This is a genomic window from Pseudomonas quasicaspiana (genome assembly GCF_021147825.1).
GTDB classification, from domain to species: domain Bacteria; phylum Pseudomonadota; class Gammaproteobacteria; order Pseudomonadales; family Pseudomonadaceae; genus Aquipseudomonas; species Aquipseudomonas quasicaspiana.
Genome location: NZ_JAGTPI010000002.1, coordinates 128,788 through 144,369, shown reverse-complemented (window position 1 = coordinate 144,369; position 15,582 = coordinate 128,788). Strand labels below are relative to the sequence as shown.

Genomic DNA, 15,582 nt, shown 5'->3' with positions numbered 1-15,582 from the left:
TTCAGCTGTCTGGCTGGAGCGAGCCGGGCCTTCCAGAGGATTCCACCATGCGCAGAACCCTGTTCGCGTTGCTGCTGTGCCTCACCGCCGGCACTGCCAGTGCCGCCACGAACGAAGCAACAAACGAAGCAACTACCACCGACACTCAGGCGCAATTGCGTGAACTGTTTTTCCAGGCCGCACGTGACGGCCGACAGGACATGCTCAACGAATTCATCAACGCTAAATTTGACCTGAACGTTCAGGACGAAAAGGGTTACACCGCACTGATTCTCGCGGCCTATCACGGCCACCAGGAAACGGTGACGCAACTTCTGAATGCAGGTGCTGACCCTTGCGCCAAGGACCTCAGAGGCAATACCGCGCTGATGGGTGCCATCTTCAAGGGTGAACTGAGCATTGCTCACCAACTGGTTGCCGCCAATTGCGCGCCAGACCAACGCAACAACGCTGGCCAGACCGCAGCGATGTACGCCGCCCTGTTCCACCGCAAAGACATCCTCGACTCCCTCGCCGCCAAAGGTGCAGACCTCAACGCCACAGATTCCATGGGGAATCAGGTGCAGAACCTTGAACGAGGCGAGTTTCAGCCGTTGCAGCCGTCGCGGTGATACCCGCGCTGGAGCGGATGACATGCGCAGCAAACACAGACCCGTAGGAGTCGCCCCTGTGTCCCTGACACCACGCTGTCGCGCAGCAAACAGAGGGCTGGTGGGACTGGATTTATCCGGGAAGACGGCATTCCTGGCGATAAAAATGCTGCGGATATAATGGCCTCTTCCCGAATAAATTCGGTCCCACCGGTTCTTTGTGAATTCAGATAGTTACGTGTTGTTTGATGAGAGCGGCTTCAGCCGCGAGGACTTCGGAGCCTCCGACGAATCTTCTTCGCCGAAAACACCGTCCTCCCGGCTAAAGCCCGCCCCACTTCAAACCGCCGTATTGATACGTCCGATCTTGAACTTCGCCTCAAAATAACCACCCGGCTGCTCACCGATCTGCAACCGACCGGCGCATGGCGCGAGAATCGACGTTTCCATTTTCATCGCTTCTATCACCGCAACGACCTGCCCCGCCTCTACCGACTCGCCATCTTCGACGACCCAGCTGTGCAGGTTGCCCGCAACCGGCGTCACGACTGCCTCCGGGTCGGCTTTTTCCACAGCCACCGCTTCAGGAGCAGGCTCTGCGGAGTTCATGCTGACCCCACGCAAAAGCGCAGCGGGCAGGCCCAGTTCGTGGCGCTTGCCGTCGATTTCGACAAATGTGCGCAGCACCCCTGGATCGGCCGACGCAGCACTGCGCGGCGCAATCGTGACGTGTTCAGCAAAGTCAGTCTCGATCCAGCGCGTGTGAACGGCGAACGTATCGGGCGCCGTAAAATCGTCATGCGCCATCACGGCTTGATGGAAAGGCAACACGGTGGCTACGCCTTCCACACGAAACTCGGCCAGGGCACGGCGCGCACGACGAATAGCCTGTTCGCGGGTCGCGCCGGTGACGATCAGCTTGGCAATCATCGAGTCGAAGTTAGGCGACACCCGCGAGCCTTGCTCGACACCGGTCTCAAGGCGAACACCCGGACCCGACGGCGGCTGGAACAGCTCGATGGTGCCCGGTGTCGGCAGGAAACCATTACCGGCATCTTCAGCGTTGATACGAAATTCGAAGCTGTGACCGCGAGGTATTGGCGTGCCTTCGAAGGACAGCGGCAAGCCATCAGCCACCCGCAGTTGCTCGATCACCAGGTCGATACCGCTGGTTTCTTCGGTGACCGGATGCTCGACCTGCAGACGGGTATTCACCTCAAGGAACGACAACGTGCCATCGGCGCTGAGCAGGAACTCCACAGTCCCGGCACCGACATAACCGGCCTCAGCGCAGATATTGCGCGCCGAGTCATGGATACGCTGGCGAAGGGCGTCATCGAGATAAGGTGCAGGCGCCTCTTCAATGAGCTTCTGATTGCGCCGTTGCAGCGAGCAATCACGCGTGCCGACTACGACGACTCGACCGTGGCGATCCGCGATGATCTGCGCTTCGATGTGCCGAGGTCGGTCCAGAAAGCGCTCCAGGAAGCATTCACCACGCCCGAATGCAGTAACCGCCTCACGCACCGCCGACTCATACAACTCGCTGACTTCTTCCAGCTTCCACGCCACCTTCAGACCGCGCCCGCCGCCGCCAAACGCTGCCTTGATCGCAATCGGCAGCCCGTACTGCTCGGCAAACGCGACCACTTCGCTGGCATCCTTCACCGGACCTTCAGTCCCCGCCACCAAAGGTGCACCGACTTTCAGGGCAATACGCCGCGCTTGCACCTTGTCACCCAATGCGTCGATGGTGCTCGGATCAGGACCGATCCAGGTCAGACCGGCATCAATCACGGCGCGGGCAAAATCCGCCCGCTCCGAAAGAAAGCCATACCCCGGGTGAACCGCGTCAGCGCCGGCCCGTGCAGCGACGGCCAGCAGCTTCTCGATGTTCAGGTAGGTATCGGCACCTCGCTCACCGTGCAACGCATAGGCCTCATCAGCCTGGCGCACGTGCAATGCGTCGATATCGGCATTGGCATACACCGCCACTGAGGCGACCCCGTAGTCACGGCAGGCGCGTACGATGCGGACAGCAATTTCGCCACGGTTGGCAATCAGAACCTTTTTCATGAGTTATCAGTCTCGTCTGAAAGAGCCGGGCACACGGGCTCGAAAGCACCCAGCGGGTTGAAGCGAATGCGGGAATTGACCGGAATCTGACCGGCAAGGTCCAGGTGATAAGGCGCAACAACGGCGATGACCGGGTAGCCGCCCGTCAGCGGATGGTCCGCCAGAAACAGCACCGGCTGGCCACTCGGCGGGACCTGAATCGCGCCGACGGTGGTGCCCTCGCTGGGCAGCTCGCCGGTGATGGTCCGTTCAAGTGCGGTATCGCCCGCCAATCGAATACCAATTCGGTTCGATTGTGGCGTCACGCGCCAGGTCTGTTGGCCTAGCAAGGCTTGAGCGTCGGCAGTGAACCAGTCACTGCGCGGGCCCATGACCACGTCCAGGGTAATGATCTGATCAGCGCTCGGCATCTCGAATGCCTGTTGCTCGCCCACCGACACAGCCTCTCCACCTGATCGTTGCTGAATTGCCAGGCACTCACCCGCGGCCAGCGGTGCCGGCCCCACATGAGCGAGGGTGTCGGTGGACAGACTGCCCAGCACGGGCTCACGGGCAAAGCCACCGCGAACCGCCACGTAGTTGCGCAGCCCGGCTGTTAGCGAACCGATGCTGACCTGATCACCGTCCTGCAACATAAACGGCGCATAGAGCGCCGGGTGCAGCAGACGACCTTCGGCAGTACGCACTTCCAGCGCTGCCGTTGCACCCGTAACCGCCGCCACGGCCTGGCCATGGCAGGTAAACGTCAGGCCGCCCATCAGCACTTCAAGACAAGCACTGGCCGGATCGTTACCCACTGCCCGGTTGGCCGCACGCAATGCGCCGCGGTCCATCGCCCCGGAGGCCGATACGCCCTGCCCAGCACGGCCGGGACGTCCGAGATCCTGAAGCAAGGTCTGCAGCCCCGGCGAAACCACTTCAAGATAATCCCCGGTCAACGGCGACGCCTGCACACGGTTCGGTGCCGCCACAGAAACCGTCTTGTTCACCAACGGACCGGCGTCGTGAAACCGAACGCGATAGCCCGGCTGAAGAAGCGCCGGTTCGTCACGTTCCAGGTCCCACATTTTGGCTTCGGTAACACCGATGATCTGCCATCCACCAGGGCTGGCCTGTGGATAAATACCGCTGAAGCCACCTGCAAGCGCAACCGCACCGGCTGGAATACGGGTTCGCGGCGTGCTGCGGCGCGGCACCACGAATTCAGCGCCGCCGCTCAGGTAAGCAAAACCTGGGGCGAAACCACAGAAGGCCACTTTGTAATCGCTGCCGGTATGTCGCTGAATCACTTCTTCGGTACTGATACCGAGCTCGCGGGCGACATCATCCAGATCCTCGCCGTTGTAATGCACTGCGATGTCGATCAGCTTGCCAGCCTCGCGAACTTTGCCGTGGACGTCGCGCACAGCAATTTGCGCCGCCAACGCCTGACTGCTGATCGCGCTCGGACGAAAATGCACAAGCACTGTCCGGGCTGCCGGAACGAGCTCCTGTACACCAAAAATGGGCTCCTGCTGCAAGGAGTCGAACAGGGCGAGGGTCTCGTCCAGATTCTCCAATTCAACCAGAAGCGCGTCCAGGCTGGCCGGGTAGAAACGCATGATCAACTCCTATACGTGGTAATGGCCGTCAGGGACATCAGTGATGAACATATGGCCCGGCGCATGGGATACGGCAAAAGGCACCCGAGAGGCCATGACCACGGCCTGAGGCGTCACACCGCAGGCCCAGAACACCGGAATCTCGCCGGGCTTGATGGTCACTGCGTCTCCGAAATCCGGACGGGAAATGTCCTTGATACCCAGCAACGCAGGCTCGCCGACATGCACGGGCGCACCGTGCACGCCGGGATAGCGCGCAGTGATTTTCACGGCATCGGCAACGCGGTCGGCGGCGATGGGCCGCATCGAAACCACCATCTCGCCTTGCAGACGGCCAGCGGGTCGGCAGATACGATTGGTGCGATACATCGGCACGTTGCAGTTCTCGCTGATGTGCCTGATGTCGATGCCCGCATTCAACAGATCGGTTTCGAACGTGAAGCTGCAGCCGATGAGGAAGGTCACCAGATCGGTGTGTTGCGCCCAGATATCACGGACATCAGTCACCTCTTCAGCCAGTTGCCCGTCGCGCCAGACCCGGTACAACGGCAGGTCGGTGCGCAAGTCGGCCTGATCGGCCAGAAAGGTGCTGTGGCTACCCGGTTCGGTCACGTCGAGGATCGGGCAGGCCTGCGGGTTGCGCTGGGCGAACAGCAGGAAGTCATACGCCCATTCCCGGGGTAACGAAATCATGTTGGCTTGCGTCATCCCCGGCGCGTGCCCGGCAGTGGGTGAAACCGTCCCTTCGCGGTAAAGGGCACGGGCGGCAACGGCGGCTTCACGGGCTTCTTTAATCGAGTTCATGTCAGCCTCAGGTGAATGCGCGAATGGTGATATCTGCCTCAAGCAGATGCTTTCTCAGGGCGCGCGCGATGCCTACAGCGTCAGGACTGTCGCCATGCACACAGATCGAATCAGCCTCAAGGTGAATCAGCTCGCCGTTCTCGGTTTCGATGACGCCTTCATGCACCAGGCGCAGCATACGCTTGGCGATTAGCTCGGGATCATGCAACACCGCACCGGCTTTCGAGCGGGATACCAGCGTACCTGCGCTGGTGTATGCACGATCCGCGAACGCCTCAGACACACAGGAAAGACCGGCATCGCGGGCCCATCCCAGCAGGCTGGAGTTGGCCAGACAGACCAGTTTCAGCGTCGGATCAATGCGCAGAATCGCCTGAATGACTGCCGCCGCCTGCTTCGCATCACCTGCAATGGTGTTGTAGAGCGCGCCGTGGGGTTTCACATAGCTCACTTGGGTACCGGCGCTACGGGCCAGGCCTTGAAGCGCCCCTATCTGATAAATCACATCGGCAGTCAGTTGCTCGGCAGGCACGTCCATGTTGCGCCGCCCGAACCCGACAAGGTCCGGGTAGGCCACATGAGCCCCGACCGCAACCCCACGAGCGGCAGCCGCCTCTAGGGTGCGCAGTATTCCAGCTGGATCACCCGCGTGAAATCCACACGCCACGTTGGCACTGGTGACCACTTCAAGGATCGCCGCATCGTCGCCCATGCTCCAGGCACCGAAGCTCTCTCCAAGGTCGCTGTTAATATCTATGTTTGGCATTTCTTGACTCCTTGGCCTCTGATATCGGAATCAGACCACATTGAGGAAGGCGAAGACCGGCCCGATGGACTTGATCGCCATATACCAGGTCAGCAGGCAGGTCAGGGCACCGAGTAGCAGCAGCCAGCGCGGGTAATGGTAGCCGCCCATCATGTCCGACCGGCGCCAGCCCACGTAGATAAAGAGGCTCAATCCAATTGGCAGAATCAGGCCGTTGAAACCGCCCGCGAATAGCAGAAGTGCGGCTGGTGCAGTACCCATCAGCACGTAGACCAGCAGCGATACGGCAATGAATACCGTCGTGGCGCGGTTACGACCCTGTTCAGTGATGTCCGGCTTGAATACCGAGATAAAGGAGATGGAAGTGTAAGCGGCACCGATTACGCTGGTGATTGCTGCGGCCCAGAGTATCAATCCAAATGCACGCAGGCCGAACTGGCCAGCCGCAGCCTGAAAGGCTTGGGCTGCCGGGTTGGCACCTTGACCCGAAGTGTCGATGACCACACCACTGGCAACCACACCGAGGATGGCCAGAAACAGCACGTAACGCATGAGACCTGTGACCAGGATGCCACTCAAGGCTGCTCTCGTAACCGCCTCAAGGTTTTCTTCGCCGGTTGTGCCCCGGTCCAGCAGGCGGTGTGCCCCAGCATAGGTGATGTAACCACCGACAGTGCCGCCGACAATGGTTGTGATCGTGGCGAAATTGATCTGATCAGGGAGTACGGTCTGGTATAGCGCTTCACCCAGCGGAGGGTTAGAGGCGAACGCAACGAACACCGTCAGACCAATCATTATCACGCCTAGCCAGACAATCATGCGATCAACAGCAAGGCCGGCGCGATGGGAGGAAAATATTCCGATGGCCAGCAGTGCGCTCAAGCCACCGCCCCACTTGGCATCAAGGCCGAGCAGCGCATTCAGACCCAGCCCGGCACCCGCGATATTACCGACGTTGAACACCAGGCCACCGAAGATCACCAGTACCGCCAGCAGATAACCACTGCCAGGAATCGCCTTATTGGCCAGCTCAGCGGCGCGCATGCGAGTCAGGGTGACTATTCGCCAGATATTAAGCTGTACGACGAAGTCGATCAGGATCGACGCGAGGATACCGAACGCAAATGCGGCACCCATTTTTGCCGTGAAGGTAGCGGTCTGGGTGATGAACCCGGGCCCGATAGCGGAGGTTGCCATCATGAAGATCGCGGCGACTAACGACGCCCGCCGCGTCTTTGTGAACTCTAGCGTGGTCTGTGTCACGGCATCATTCCTACAGTGAGAGATGTTGCCAACAGAGCAATGTGTGTGCCAACACTCAACAAATGCCGCTTAAGTGTAGGTTTAACAACGAAACATTGTTGAACAATCCATCATTAATGAGTGGACGATATGCACCACTTCGTTACGCGATCACTCATGAATGCTACTTAATGAAGCGCGTAACGAGCTTCTTCCTTGCCACACCGTCAGGTCTCATGGAATATCGGCGCGGCTTTTATCATCATGGAACCCTTATGAAAGATGCGCCTGCTCTTCCCAACCGCACCCTGGGAGAGTCCATTACCCAGGAAGTCCGAAGAATGCTGGTCGAGGGTGAGTTAATCCCCGGTCAACGTCTCTCCGAGGCTGCGCTGGCAGAAAGCCTGAACATCTCTCGCAATACCCTGAGAGAAGCCTTCAGGGTGCTGACCCGTGAAGGGCTGCTCAAGCACGAACCCAACCGTGGAGTAACGGTTGCGGAACCCGACATGGCATCCATCATCGACATCTACCGTGTGCGGCGCTTCATCGAGTGCAAAGCCATCGCGCAAGGTTATCCACTGCATCCCGGAACGCTGCACATGCGCGAAGCAGTTGAGGCCGGCATACAGGCCCGGGAAGCCAAAGACTGGAAAGCAGTCGGCACCGCCAACATGATGTTCCACCGGGCCATCATCGAACTGGCAGACAGCCCTCGTCTGGTGGTGTTCTACGGACAGATCTCGGCTGAATTGAGACTGGCTTTCGGGCTGCTCAATAACCCGCAGCTGTTGCACCTGCCGTTTCTCGACATGAACGCCTCGATTCTGCGATGCCTTGAAGAAGGCCGTGCAGACGAGGCGTCTACCATGCTCGGGGCATATCTGGATCAGTCGGAACGAGTGGTGCTGGCGGCTTATGAACGGACGATGAGCCGGTAGGTAGATAGACTTACAGCTTTAAATCAAAGGCTGAGTAAACCAGGGTCACTCCTCGTCCTGACTCTTGCTGGCCCGATACCGGCCAGGAGACATTCCGAACCATCGCTCACAGGCTTTATTAAACGCACTCTGATTTTTAAACGCGACCCGGTAGCTAATTTGTTTAAGCGACAAAATACTGGTGGTCAGCAGTTGATGGCTCTGCTGCATCTTGACTTGATCTACCAGCTTCTTGACATTTTGCCCTTCCGGTTCCAGCGCCTTGGTGAGTTGATAAGGCGTCAACTGCATGGTGTGCGCGATATCTTCGATGGTCACGGGGCGATTCTGGCTCAGGTGTTGAAGCACTGTGCTCTTGGTGCGCGCGCTCACATTGTCGATGTTGATCGTGTTCTGCTGCATCGCCAGATAATCATTATGGATAGCCTGAAGCAGCACATTGCCGGTGGCTATCGGCAAGTCGCCATCCTCACGCTTGAAGGTGAGCGCGTTCACCTCGGACCTGAATTTCAAATTCGGCCCGAACAGCTTTTTGAGTTGCGTAGTATCGCTGGGCTCGTCGTAAGTAAACTCGGCACATAAAGGTATGATTTTTTTACGGGGTGCCAACCAGTGAAGCAGTCCAAGGGTTATGGACGCCGCCGCATCAATGAATGGTCTCGGCAACTCCGGCTCTCTGGAGTTTTCCGCAAAGCCTATGAGCTTGAGGGTACTGCCCTGCCTGTCCAGGTACATGCAAAAACCCGAACTCACGACAGAGTGGAAATCCACGATATATTTCAAGGCATCGCTTATTGTCGAACTCGACATAATCGCGTATCCCAGAAAATCCAGATTGCCTGGATGCGCGTTGTCGTAAGCGAGAAGTCCGATGTCATCACTGGCACCCATCTTTTGCGCCAGCATAAATAACTTGCTTAACTCTTTTACTGGAACCTGTCGTCCTTCGAGATCAATACCTGACAGTTGAAGATCTGGACGCTCCCGTGCACTTTCACTGTCGTTGATTGAGGCAAAGACGGCTTCAGCAAATGCTTGAGCCAAAGAAGAGGAAATAAACTGCATAACTGCTCATCGTCGAATGGGTTTTTCCTGCGTATTTTCCATAATCCATTATTACCTGTGGCTGGCCAGTAACGCCTTTATCGCCGCGCGGGTGGCGACCTCTGCATCGCATGCCCGGCCCACCGGCGATTCTAGAGCCTTTCATACTGAGAATGCCAGACCATGAGATTCTCCCGAATAAAACTCCGTCACGACATTGGCAATATCATTTCATGACGATATCAATATGACACTCCTCCACCGTTTCGACCCTGTGCACACCGACGGTACTATTAAGGATCGCATGACATCAGGCACCTGATCATATAAAGCATCACGCCTTTGTTTTCTTATCCTCAGAGGGGAAATTCTTATCCTCACCGTTCAAGCGCTGTAAGTTTTTCTTTTAAAAAGGTAAACATCTCAGTGCTTCTCAAAAAACCTGACGCGATATTTTTTAACTGTCCTGGCGCATTTTTTGAGCGGCGGGACTATATACATTACGAATGGCGCGGCAGGACAAGCATTTTCTTGAGAAGCGGGGGCGGGCTTATGTTGGGCGAGGATCTGACGAGCAACATTCTATATCTGCTGGACGAGATCAGTGAGCGAGCTGAAGGTTTGGATATCGTACAACAGCTTGACGTACTGGATGCTCTCACAGCACTTCTGTCCGCCACAGAAGGATTAAATGTCCAGCTACGTGCCTTGAATGCTCACAACATAACGAACGCCAAGCCGCGTCGACATCTACACTTGGTAAAATGACGGCACCTGCTCGAGCCTTTCGTTTGAGAAGCCTATTATCTTGTAATGCGGCACTGATCCAGCGATCAAGGCTGGCACCATATTAGGGCACTTATTCACCGCAACCGAATATAGGCCCGTTTTTGCACTTCCATTGGGCAACGCATAAGTTTTCTCGACACTCATTGTTTTTTAACCTCGACAAAACGCTGGCGTACCGGCCTCCCCTCTTATAGGACATTTATGAATTTTTTAAAACACGCCAACTTTTCCGGAAAATTGGCGATTGCCTTTGGTGCATGTGCTGTTATCACCTTGGCGGTGGGAGGGCTCGGCATGAGTGCGGTGAGCAAGTTATCCGACGCCTTGGAGTCTACCTTTTCAAACAACTTGCTCTCCGTAGCCAATACTAACGAGACGATGTCGGCGCTGACCACCCACAATCGTGGCCTCTATAGACTGCTGGATGCCAAAGACAGCGCGACAGCAGAGAAAATGCGTTCCAGTATTTCGGCGGAACTGGAACGAGCGCAAAAGGTTTATGCGCTGTATCGCAATACACCGTTGGAAGATGATGAAAAGGCTGCTGGGGATCAGTACGACAAGGTGATGCCGTCCTATACTTCCGAAACTCAGAAGATATTTGATCTGCAGCAACAAGGTAAGTCGGTAGAAGCACGCGCTCAGCTCAACCAGTTATCTGAAGGCGACTTTAACAGTGCCCGAAAACTCCTTCAGATCATGATTGACTCGAATAAACGACAAGTCAAAGAAGGCTCTGAGGCAGCGAAGGAACTCAAATCCACTTCCACGCTGTTGCTGTCCAGCGGAATTATCATTGCATTCCTGGTGGCAATTATCCTGGGCGTCATGATTATCCGCATGATCACTCGCCCACTGGCGCAAGCGGTAAACAGTGCACAGCGTATCGCCAAGGGGGATTTGACTGAGACGATTTCCACGGACCGTACCGATGAAGCCGGGCAGCTCCTCAAGGCAATCAGCCTGATGCAGGGCAGCTTGAGAACCACTATTCGTGAGATCGCCAGCGCTTCCGATCAACTCGCGTCAGCCGCCGAAGAGTTGAGTGCGGTAACAGAAGAAAGCACCCGCAGCCTGATACGCCAGGACAGTGAGATTCAGCAAGCGGCAACCGCCGTGAATCAGATGACCGCAGCGGTGGAAGAAGTTGCACGCAACGCAGTGTCCACCTCAGAGGTCTCAAAAACCGCAGCACAAGACGCGGTTGATGGTCGCGAGCAAGTAAACGATACCGTCAAGGGTATTGGCACGATGGTCAGGGAAATCACCAAATCCACTGACTCTGTATCCGAGTTGGCGACCAACGTCAGGGATATCAGCAAGGTGCTTGAGGTCATCCGAAGCATTGCCGACCAGACCAATCTGCTGGCCCTCAACGCTGCAATCGAAGCCGCACGAGCGGGCGAACAAGGCCGCGGGTTCGCGGTGGTAGCCGATGAAGTCAGGGCGCTGGCGCATCGCACCCAGGCATCGACTGTTGAGATTGAGGGCATGATTGGAACCGTTCAATCAGGGGCCGATGGCGCTGTAGAAGCCATGAGTAAAAGTCTGGCCATGGCGAATGGAACCCAGAAGCTGGCTGAGAGCGCCGGTACGGCCCTTGAGAAAATTACCAACGGCGTCGCGCAGATCAACGAGCGAAATATGGTCATTGCTTCTGCGTCAGAGGAGCAGGCTCAAGTAGCGCGTGAGGTCGATCGCAACCTCCTTAATATCCAGGATCTTTCAACCCAGTCTTCGGCCGGCGCCAATCAAACCAGCGCGTCCAGTCAGGAACTGTCGCGCCTGGCAACGTCCTTCAATGCGCTGGTGGCGCAATTCAGGTTTTGATGACTCAAGCGGCTCAGAAAGATGATGAGAGGCTAAAACTTTCTGAGCCACTGCCCCGAATCCCGACACCCCGTTCAAACTGAAAATGGCGCGCCCGGAGGCTGATGATCAGAACAGCCCACCCAGAGAAATCGTCGCGCCACCTCCAGCCTGCAGCCCCACGTTAAGGCCAGCGGCGGTGATCACGCCTTTGGCCGAGCGCAGCAGGCGCACCGTGCTGTCGTGAGGCAGGAGAATGCTGCCCATCGGTGTCATCCTGGCGGCGACCATGGCCAGCAGCCCGGGGTCCAGACCGAACAGCATGGCAGAGCCGCTGGCCCCACCGACCAGACCCACGCCCGCTTCAATGAACACGCAAGGCCCCAGGAAGTCCTCACGGAGCAGACCGCGGGCAGCGATCGAGTCTGCAACCAGCACCTGACCGAACGCCGGAAAATCTTCGCTTGCTCCCGCTGCACCGACGCTCTTGCCCCGCACGTGCAAGTTGACCTTGCCGAACCGCGGCAGGCGCGCGCCGACGCCCAGGCCGACCCCAACCGAGCCATAGCGAAACTGCTGGTCGACCCCCTTGGGGTCGGTCAGGGTCAGTGCGCCGCCAGCGGCGGCCGCGAACACTACGGTCAATCCACCGCCGCTGGCAGTCTTGTAGCGCCAGTCACTTACAGTCACAGGTAACGGGATTTGCATTTGAATATCCTATATGGGCCGCGTCATGCGGCGCCGACGAAGCCATGCAGCCGCGTGGCAGCCGCCCCCTGCGATGAATACGATTGCCAACAGACCCGAGAACAGGCTCGCGCCCCAAAGCGCGCCCTGGTCTTCAATGATCGCGGTACTGGAGGGCGCTTCGGCGCGGTAGAACACCGTCACTGAGTCGCCCACCACGTAGCCGAATATAAACCCGCTCTCGGGGTAGCTGAAGGCCTTGCCCGTAGCATCGGTGAAATCAATTTGTGGGTGACTGCCGCCGGAGTTCAGGGCGCTGACATGCCCTTGCGCACGTTGTGCCTGGGCCAGAAAGCCAAGCCGATCTTCGACCAGCCACACAGTCAGGCACAGGAGACACAGGCCCAGCGGAATAAAAATCAGCGCGCGGAGCAGATCGCCCCGGCCGGAAGATGACGTCTTGGTCATGGCAGGTCCCTTGCACCGTCCGTAAACGCCGGTCATTACAATGATCCGTCGGGAGTCTGTCAATCGGACAGGGAAGAATTGCGCCTGGCGCTGTCCAGCGCACCGGGCTCGCTTTTTTCCTCAATACACCAATCGGTACTCATGGGCTCATCGCCGGAGCAGGCCATGCTCGCGCTGCCTGAAGGGCCCATCTATTCGTAACGCATGACTGATGGACGCCGCTACATCCAAAGCCTTTAGGGCCAGGCTCAGGCTTCTGAAATCACCGCGCGAAGCTTCTGGCGCTGCGACTCCAGCCAGATCACCAGGAACAGCAAACTACCGCCGGCGATCAGCAAGCTGAGCAGCCAACCCAGGCTTTCGGCCAGTTGGGTAAAGAACAGGGTGTACAACTGGATGATCAAAAACGTTGAGCCATACCCCACCAACATGCCGAATCGCTGGCGCAGTCCCACCGTCAACACGCCGAGGCTAACCAGTGCCCAAAGCACGTTGAACATCAGCAACTCACCCTCCTCGGCAAGATGCCACGGTCCGTCGATCAAGTCGTAGCTGCCAAACAGGGACAACAGCCACAAGGACATTTCGCCAACAAACAGGCCACAGGAAATCCATACCTTGGCAAACCCGTTGTAGCGGGCAAGCAATCCGGCCTCACAGCGCAGATGCAACCCCCCCGCAGCCACAAGCACCGCCGCAGCACCGAGAAACCGCAGCGGATAGTTCATGCCAAACCAGTAAGCGCCCCAGCCGGACACATATCCACTTCGACCACCAAACCAGACAAAGAACAACACACTGCACAATGTCAGCAGTAACACATTGCCCAAGGCGTAGCTGAGCACCAGCAGGATCAGGAGGTCGATCAGGAGCAGCGCCGGCCAGTTGCCCGAGCCGTCCGAATAGATCATCCCCACCACAAAACTCACGCCGATCAGGGCAAAGCCGCCGAGCAGTTCGGCGGTGCTGCCAAGCATCCTCAAGCCTTTACCGTGCAACCAGCGCCCGACGACGAACAAGCCCAATGTCAGCACTGACAAGCTGATCGCAAATTTGGGCAGGGTAAACGTCAGGTGCTCACGCATAAATAACACCAGACCGGCCGCCAGGCTGATGGCACCGAATGTCAGGAACCAACGCCCAAGTGAGCGCCAGTCCCATCGGGTCAAGGGATACAGTTCACCGATGCGACTGTGGGCGACGGGATCGATCTGCCCCTCGCGTAGCCATTGATCAAGGGCATCGCGGACCTGTCGATTGCGACGATCCTGGCTCATGACCGATCCTCCTTTGCACGAAGCGCCGCGCGCTCAAACAACCAGCCCAGCAAAATACCCACAACACCGGCCGCCGCGAAAAAAGCCGCGACACTCAGGCGGTCCCAGGCGTGTTCGTAAAAGCGTGTGTAGAGGTTGATACCCAGAAACACCACACCAAACCCGGTGAAGCTAGGGTGTTTGAAACGAGCACCGATCACCAACTGGCTGATGGCCCCTACGGTAAATAGCAGTATGGAGAGCCCCGATTGGGAATAGCTGTAATTTTCGAGGCTGAGGAACCACAGCGAGCAGTTGAAGTAGAGCAGTCCGAAAATCACATACAAACGCCCGAAACCGCTGAAGTGGCGGAGCGGCCTTTCTTCCGCCTGCTGGTGCCAAAGCCCCAGAAGCGCTGCCAATCCGGCAACCACTGCCATGGCTCGCGGGTCCTGAATGTCGAACACATATGACCCGCCACCCGCATAACTTTCCCAGGAGCCAAAGCCGTGAAAGGCGCACAGCAGTCCCAGAAACAATGGCCAGCGCAGGTGGTAACGATAGGCCGTGGCCACACTCAGCAAGGCGGTGACCAGCAGTGCCAGAGGGATGCGATCAAACTGGCCCTCGTCGGAGCTCACTCCACTGAGTAACAGGCTGCCACCGATCAGCATCAGGCCGATGGTCAAAATAGCAACACCAGCCACCGGCATACGCCCGGCTGGATCACGCGCCAGGCGTACCCCGACCCACCACAATGTCACACCGGCGATAGAGAACAGCACAACGCCGAGGGCGACCGACTCGCTGAGATAACTCACGCCCCCCAGAATCGCCATACCAATCAACAACACCGCACCGATGCCCAGCCATTGCAGCACTGTGGATAACAGTTGGTTGGGACGCCGATAAGGCGCGCTCAGCCGCTCTTGGGTTTGCTGGTCAATCAAGCCTCGGTGCTGCCAGTCGGCAATGTCCTGAACCATTAACTGCTGAGTGGTTTTTCTCATGGGGGTTCAGGCACCGCTCTATTGTCTGGATGATATAGGGAGTTGGGGGCATAGGCTGGTGTTTACCCTGATCATCCAGGGCTGGGCCAGGGACTGCTACACGCTGTTCATGGATAAAAACGTACAACACAGTGCTACGCGAATTTCGGGGCTCTCAGCGATGCGTGCAGATCCGCCATCGAATTAGGGTAAAACACAAACCGGCTGTGTGTCGCTTTTCCAGACTCGACTTTGGATAATTAGGCAAAACACAACTCCGAGACCGGCTACTGTTGCACTGAAAACGGCGTTGAGTAGGTGAGTTACTAACCACGTCGTCCAGTTGCACTCCTCAAGTGACGCACAAATCCTCCGAGGACGCCTGCCACCCATCAAGGGTGAATGCAAAGCAATAAGAGTAGCGAAGCCTACGGAGCGCCGCACTCGGTAAGGCACGGTCGAAAGCGGATGCCCTTGAGCCGGATTTGCCTTCACCAGTAAAGACTCGTTTTGTTACATC

The 15,582-nt window shown here is 57.5% G+C and carries 14 protein-coding genes and 1 pseudogene; 5 read left to right on the top strand and 10 right to left on the bottom strand.

The window, feature by feature from the left end; genetic code table 11:
* Positions 1–47: 47 nt before the first annotated feature.
* A complete protein-coding gene (locus KDX30_RS02690) occupies positions 48–611 on the top strand; it encodes an ankyrin repeat domain-containing protein (RefSeq protein ID WP_231674892.1) in 564 nt (187 codons plus the stop codon).
* Positions 612–929: 318 nt separating this feature from the next.
* On the opposite strand, the gene KDX30_RS02685 is transcribed toward KDX30_RS02690, so the two are convergent.
* Genes KDX30_RS02685 through KDX30_RS02665 form a run of 5 tightly spaced genes read right to left on the bottom strand, consistent with a single transcriptional unit; the run spans position 930 to position 7,100 of the window.
* Complete coding sequence (locus KDX30_RS02685; protein ID WP_231674891.1) at positions 930–2,666, bottom strand: ATP-binding protein; 1,737 nt, start codon at positions 2,664–2,666, stop codon at positions 930–932.
* Positions 2,663–4,267 (bottom strand): 5-oxoprolinase subunit B/C family protein, encoded by a 1,605-nt coding sequence (locus KDX30_RS02680; protein WP_231674890.1) that lies wholly within the window; start codon positions 4,265–4,267, stop codon positions 2,663–2,665. Before KDX30_RS02680 ends, KDX30_RS02685 begins: the two co-directional genes overlap by 4 nt.
* A 9-nt stretch (positions 4,268–4,276) precedes the next feature.
* Positions 4,277–5,071, bottom strand: a complete 795-nt coding sequence (locus KDX30_RS02675) for a putative hydro-lyase (protein WP_122708577.1) — start codon at positions 5,069–5,071, stop codon at positions 4,277–4,279.
* A gap of 7 nt (positions 5,072–5,078) precedes the next feature.
* A complete protein-coding gene (locus KDX30_RS02670; RefSeq protein ID WP_231674889.1) occupies positions 5,079–5,837 on the bottom strand; it encodes a LamB/YcsF family protein in 759 nt (252 codons plus the stop codon).
* Between the two features lie 30 nt (positions 5,838–5,867).
* A complete protein-coding gene (locus tag KDX30_RS02665; protein ID WP_099270161.1) occupies positions 5,868–7,100 on the bottom strand; it encodes an NRAMP family divalent metal transporter in 1,233 nt (410 codons plus the stop codon).
* 254 nt (positions 7,101–7,354) lie between these two features.
* Here KDX30_RS02665 and KDX30_RS02660 point away from each other — a divergent pair, with 254 nt between their 5' ends.
* Positions 7,355–8,020, top strand: a complete 666-nt coding sequence (locus KDX30_RS02660) for a GntR family transcriptional regulator (protein WP_122708575.1) — start codon at positions 7,355–7,357, stop codon at positions 8,018–8,020.
* A gap of 45 nt (positions 8,021–8,065) precedes the next feature.
* Here KDX30_RS02660 and KDX30_RS02655 read toward each other — a convergent pair whose 3' ends face one another.
* The gene (locus KDX30_RS02655; RefSeq protein ID WP_231674888.1) at positions 8,066–9,085 is read right to left on the bottom strand and encodes an AraC family transcriptional regulator; all 1,020 of its coding nucleotides are present in this window, start codon (positions 9,083–9,085) and stop codon (positions 8,066–8,068) included.
* A gap of 405 nt (positions 9,086–9,490) precedes the next feature.
* On the opposite strand from KDX30_RS02655, the gene KDX30_RS02650 reads away from it, so the two are divergent.
* From KDX30_RS02650 to KDX30_RS29625, 3 genes and pseudogenes are all read left to right on the top strand, one after another.
* Entirely contained in the window at positions 9,491–9,832 is a 342-nt protein-coding gene (locus KDX30_RS02650) for a hypothetical protein (RefSeq protein ID WP_099270164.1), read from the top strand.
* A 222-nt stretch (positions 9,833–10,054) separates the two neighbouring features.
* Positions 10,055–10,825 (top strand): annotated as a pseudogene (locus tag KDX30_RS29630) (MCP four helix bundle domain-containing protein); the annotation flags it as partial.
* Positions 10,820–11,683: a methyl-accepting chemotaxis protein gene (locus tag KDX30_RS29625; protein WP_406643711.1), complete on the top strand. Its 864-nt coding sequence runs from the start codon at positions 10,820–10,822 to the stop codon at positions 11,681–11,683. The pseudogene KDX30_RS29630 and the gene KDX30_RS29625, both read left to right, overlap by 6 nt.
* Positions 11,684–11,791: 108 nt before the next feature.
* On the opposite strand, the gene KDX30_RS02640 is transcribed toward KDX30_RS29625, so the two are convergent.
* From KDX30_RS02640 to KDX30_RS02625, 4 genes are all read right to left on the bottom strand, one after another.
* Positions 11,792–12,370 (bottom strand): hypothetical protein, encoded by a 579-nt coding sequence (locus KDX30_RS02640; protein ID WP_049826731.1) that lies wholly within the window; start codon positions 12,368–12,370, stop codon positions 11,792–11,794.
* Between the two features lie 9 nt (positions 12,371–12,379).
* Positions 12,380–12,817 (bottom strand): DUF3592 domain-containing protein, encoded by a 438-nt coding sequence (locus KDX30_RS02635; RefSeq protein ID WP_231674886.1) that lies wholly within the window; start codon positions 12,815–12,817, stop codon positions 12,380–12,382.
* Positions 12,818–13,065: 248 nt separating this feature from the next.
* Entirely contained in the window at positions 13,066–14,094 is a 1,029-nt protein-coding gene (locus KDX30_RS02630) for a DUF2157 domain-containing protein (protein ID WP_231674885.1), read from the bottom strand.
* Positions 14,091–15,083, bottom strand: coding sequence for a DUF2157 domain-containing protein (locus tag KDX30_RS02625; protein WP_231674884.1), 993 nt, complete (start codon positions 15,081–15,083; stop codon positions 14,091–14,093). Before KDX30_RS02625 ends, KDX30_RS02630 begins: the two co-directional genes overlap by 4 nt.
* Positions 15,084–15,582: the final 499 nt, after the last annotated feature.

What these genes read in the sequence shown, in the direction of transcription:
- KDX30_RS29625 (WP_406643711.1), top strand. Translation starts at nt 10,820, where the DNA reads ATGCAGGGCAGCTTGAGAACCACTATTCGTGAGATCGCCAGCGCTTCC.
- KDX30_RS02625 (WP_231674884.1), bottom strand. Translation starts at nt 15,083, where the DNA reads ATGAGAAAAACCACTCAGCAGTTAATGGTTCAGGACATTGCCGACTGG.
- KDX30_RS02635 (WP_231674886.1), bottom strand. Translation starts at nt 12,817, where the DNA reads ATGACCAAGACGTCATCTTCCGGCCGGGGCGATCTGCTCCGCGCGCTG.
- KDX30_RS02655 (WP_231674888.1), bottom strand. Translation starts at nt 9,085, where the DNA reads ATGCAGTTTATTTCCTCTTCTTTGGCTCAAGCATTTGCTGAAGCCGTC.
- KDX30_RS02660 (WP_122708575.1), top strand. Translation starts at nt 7,355, where the DNA reads ATGAAAGATGCGCCTGCTCTTCCCAACCGCACCCTGGGAGAGTCCATT.
- KDX30_RS02675 (WP_122708577.1), bottom strand. Translation starts at nt 5,071, where the DNA reads ATGAACTCGATTAAAGAAGCCCGTGAAGCCGCCGTTGCCGCCCGTGCC.
- KDX30_RS02640 (WP_049826731.1), bottom strand. Translation starts at nt 12,370, where the DNA reads ATGCAAATCCCGTTACCTGTGACTGTAAGTGACTGGCGCTACAAGACT.
- KDX30_RS02690 (WP_231674892.1), top strand. Translation starts at nt 48, where the DNA reads ATGCGCAGAACCCTGTTCGCGTTGCTGCTGTGCCTCACCGCCGGCACT.
- KDX30_RS02670 (WP_231674889.1), bottom strand. Translation starts at nt 5,837, where the DNA reads ATGCCAAACATAGATATTAACAGCGACCTTGGAGAGAGCTTCGGTGCC.
- KDX30_RS02685 (WP_231674891.1), bottom strand. Translation starts at nt 2,666, where the DNA reads ATGAAAAAGGTTCTGATTGCCAACCGTGGCGAAATTGCTGTCCGCATC.
- KDX30_RS02680 (WP_231674890.1), bottom strand. Translation starts at nt 4,267, where the DNA reads ATGCGTTTCTACCCGGCCAGCCTGGACGCGCTTCTGGTTGAATTGGAG.
- KDX30_RS02630 (WP_231674885.1), bottom strand. Translation starts at nt 14,094, where the DNA reads ATGAGCCAGGATCGTCGCAATCGACAGGTCCGCGATGCCCTTGATCAA.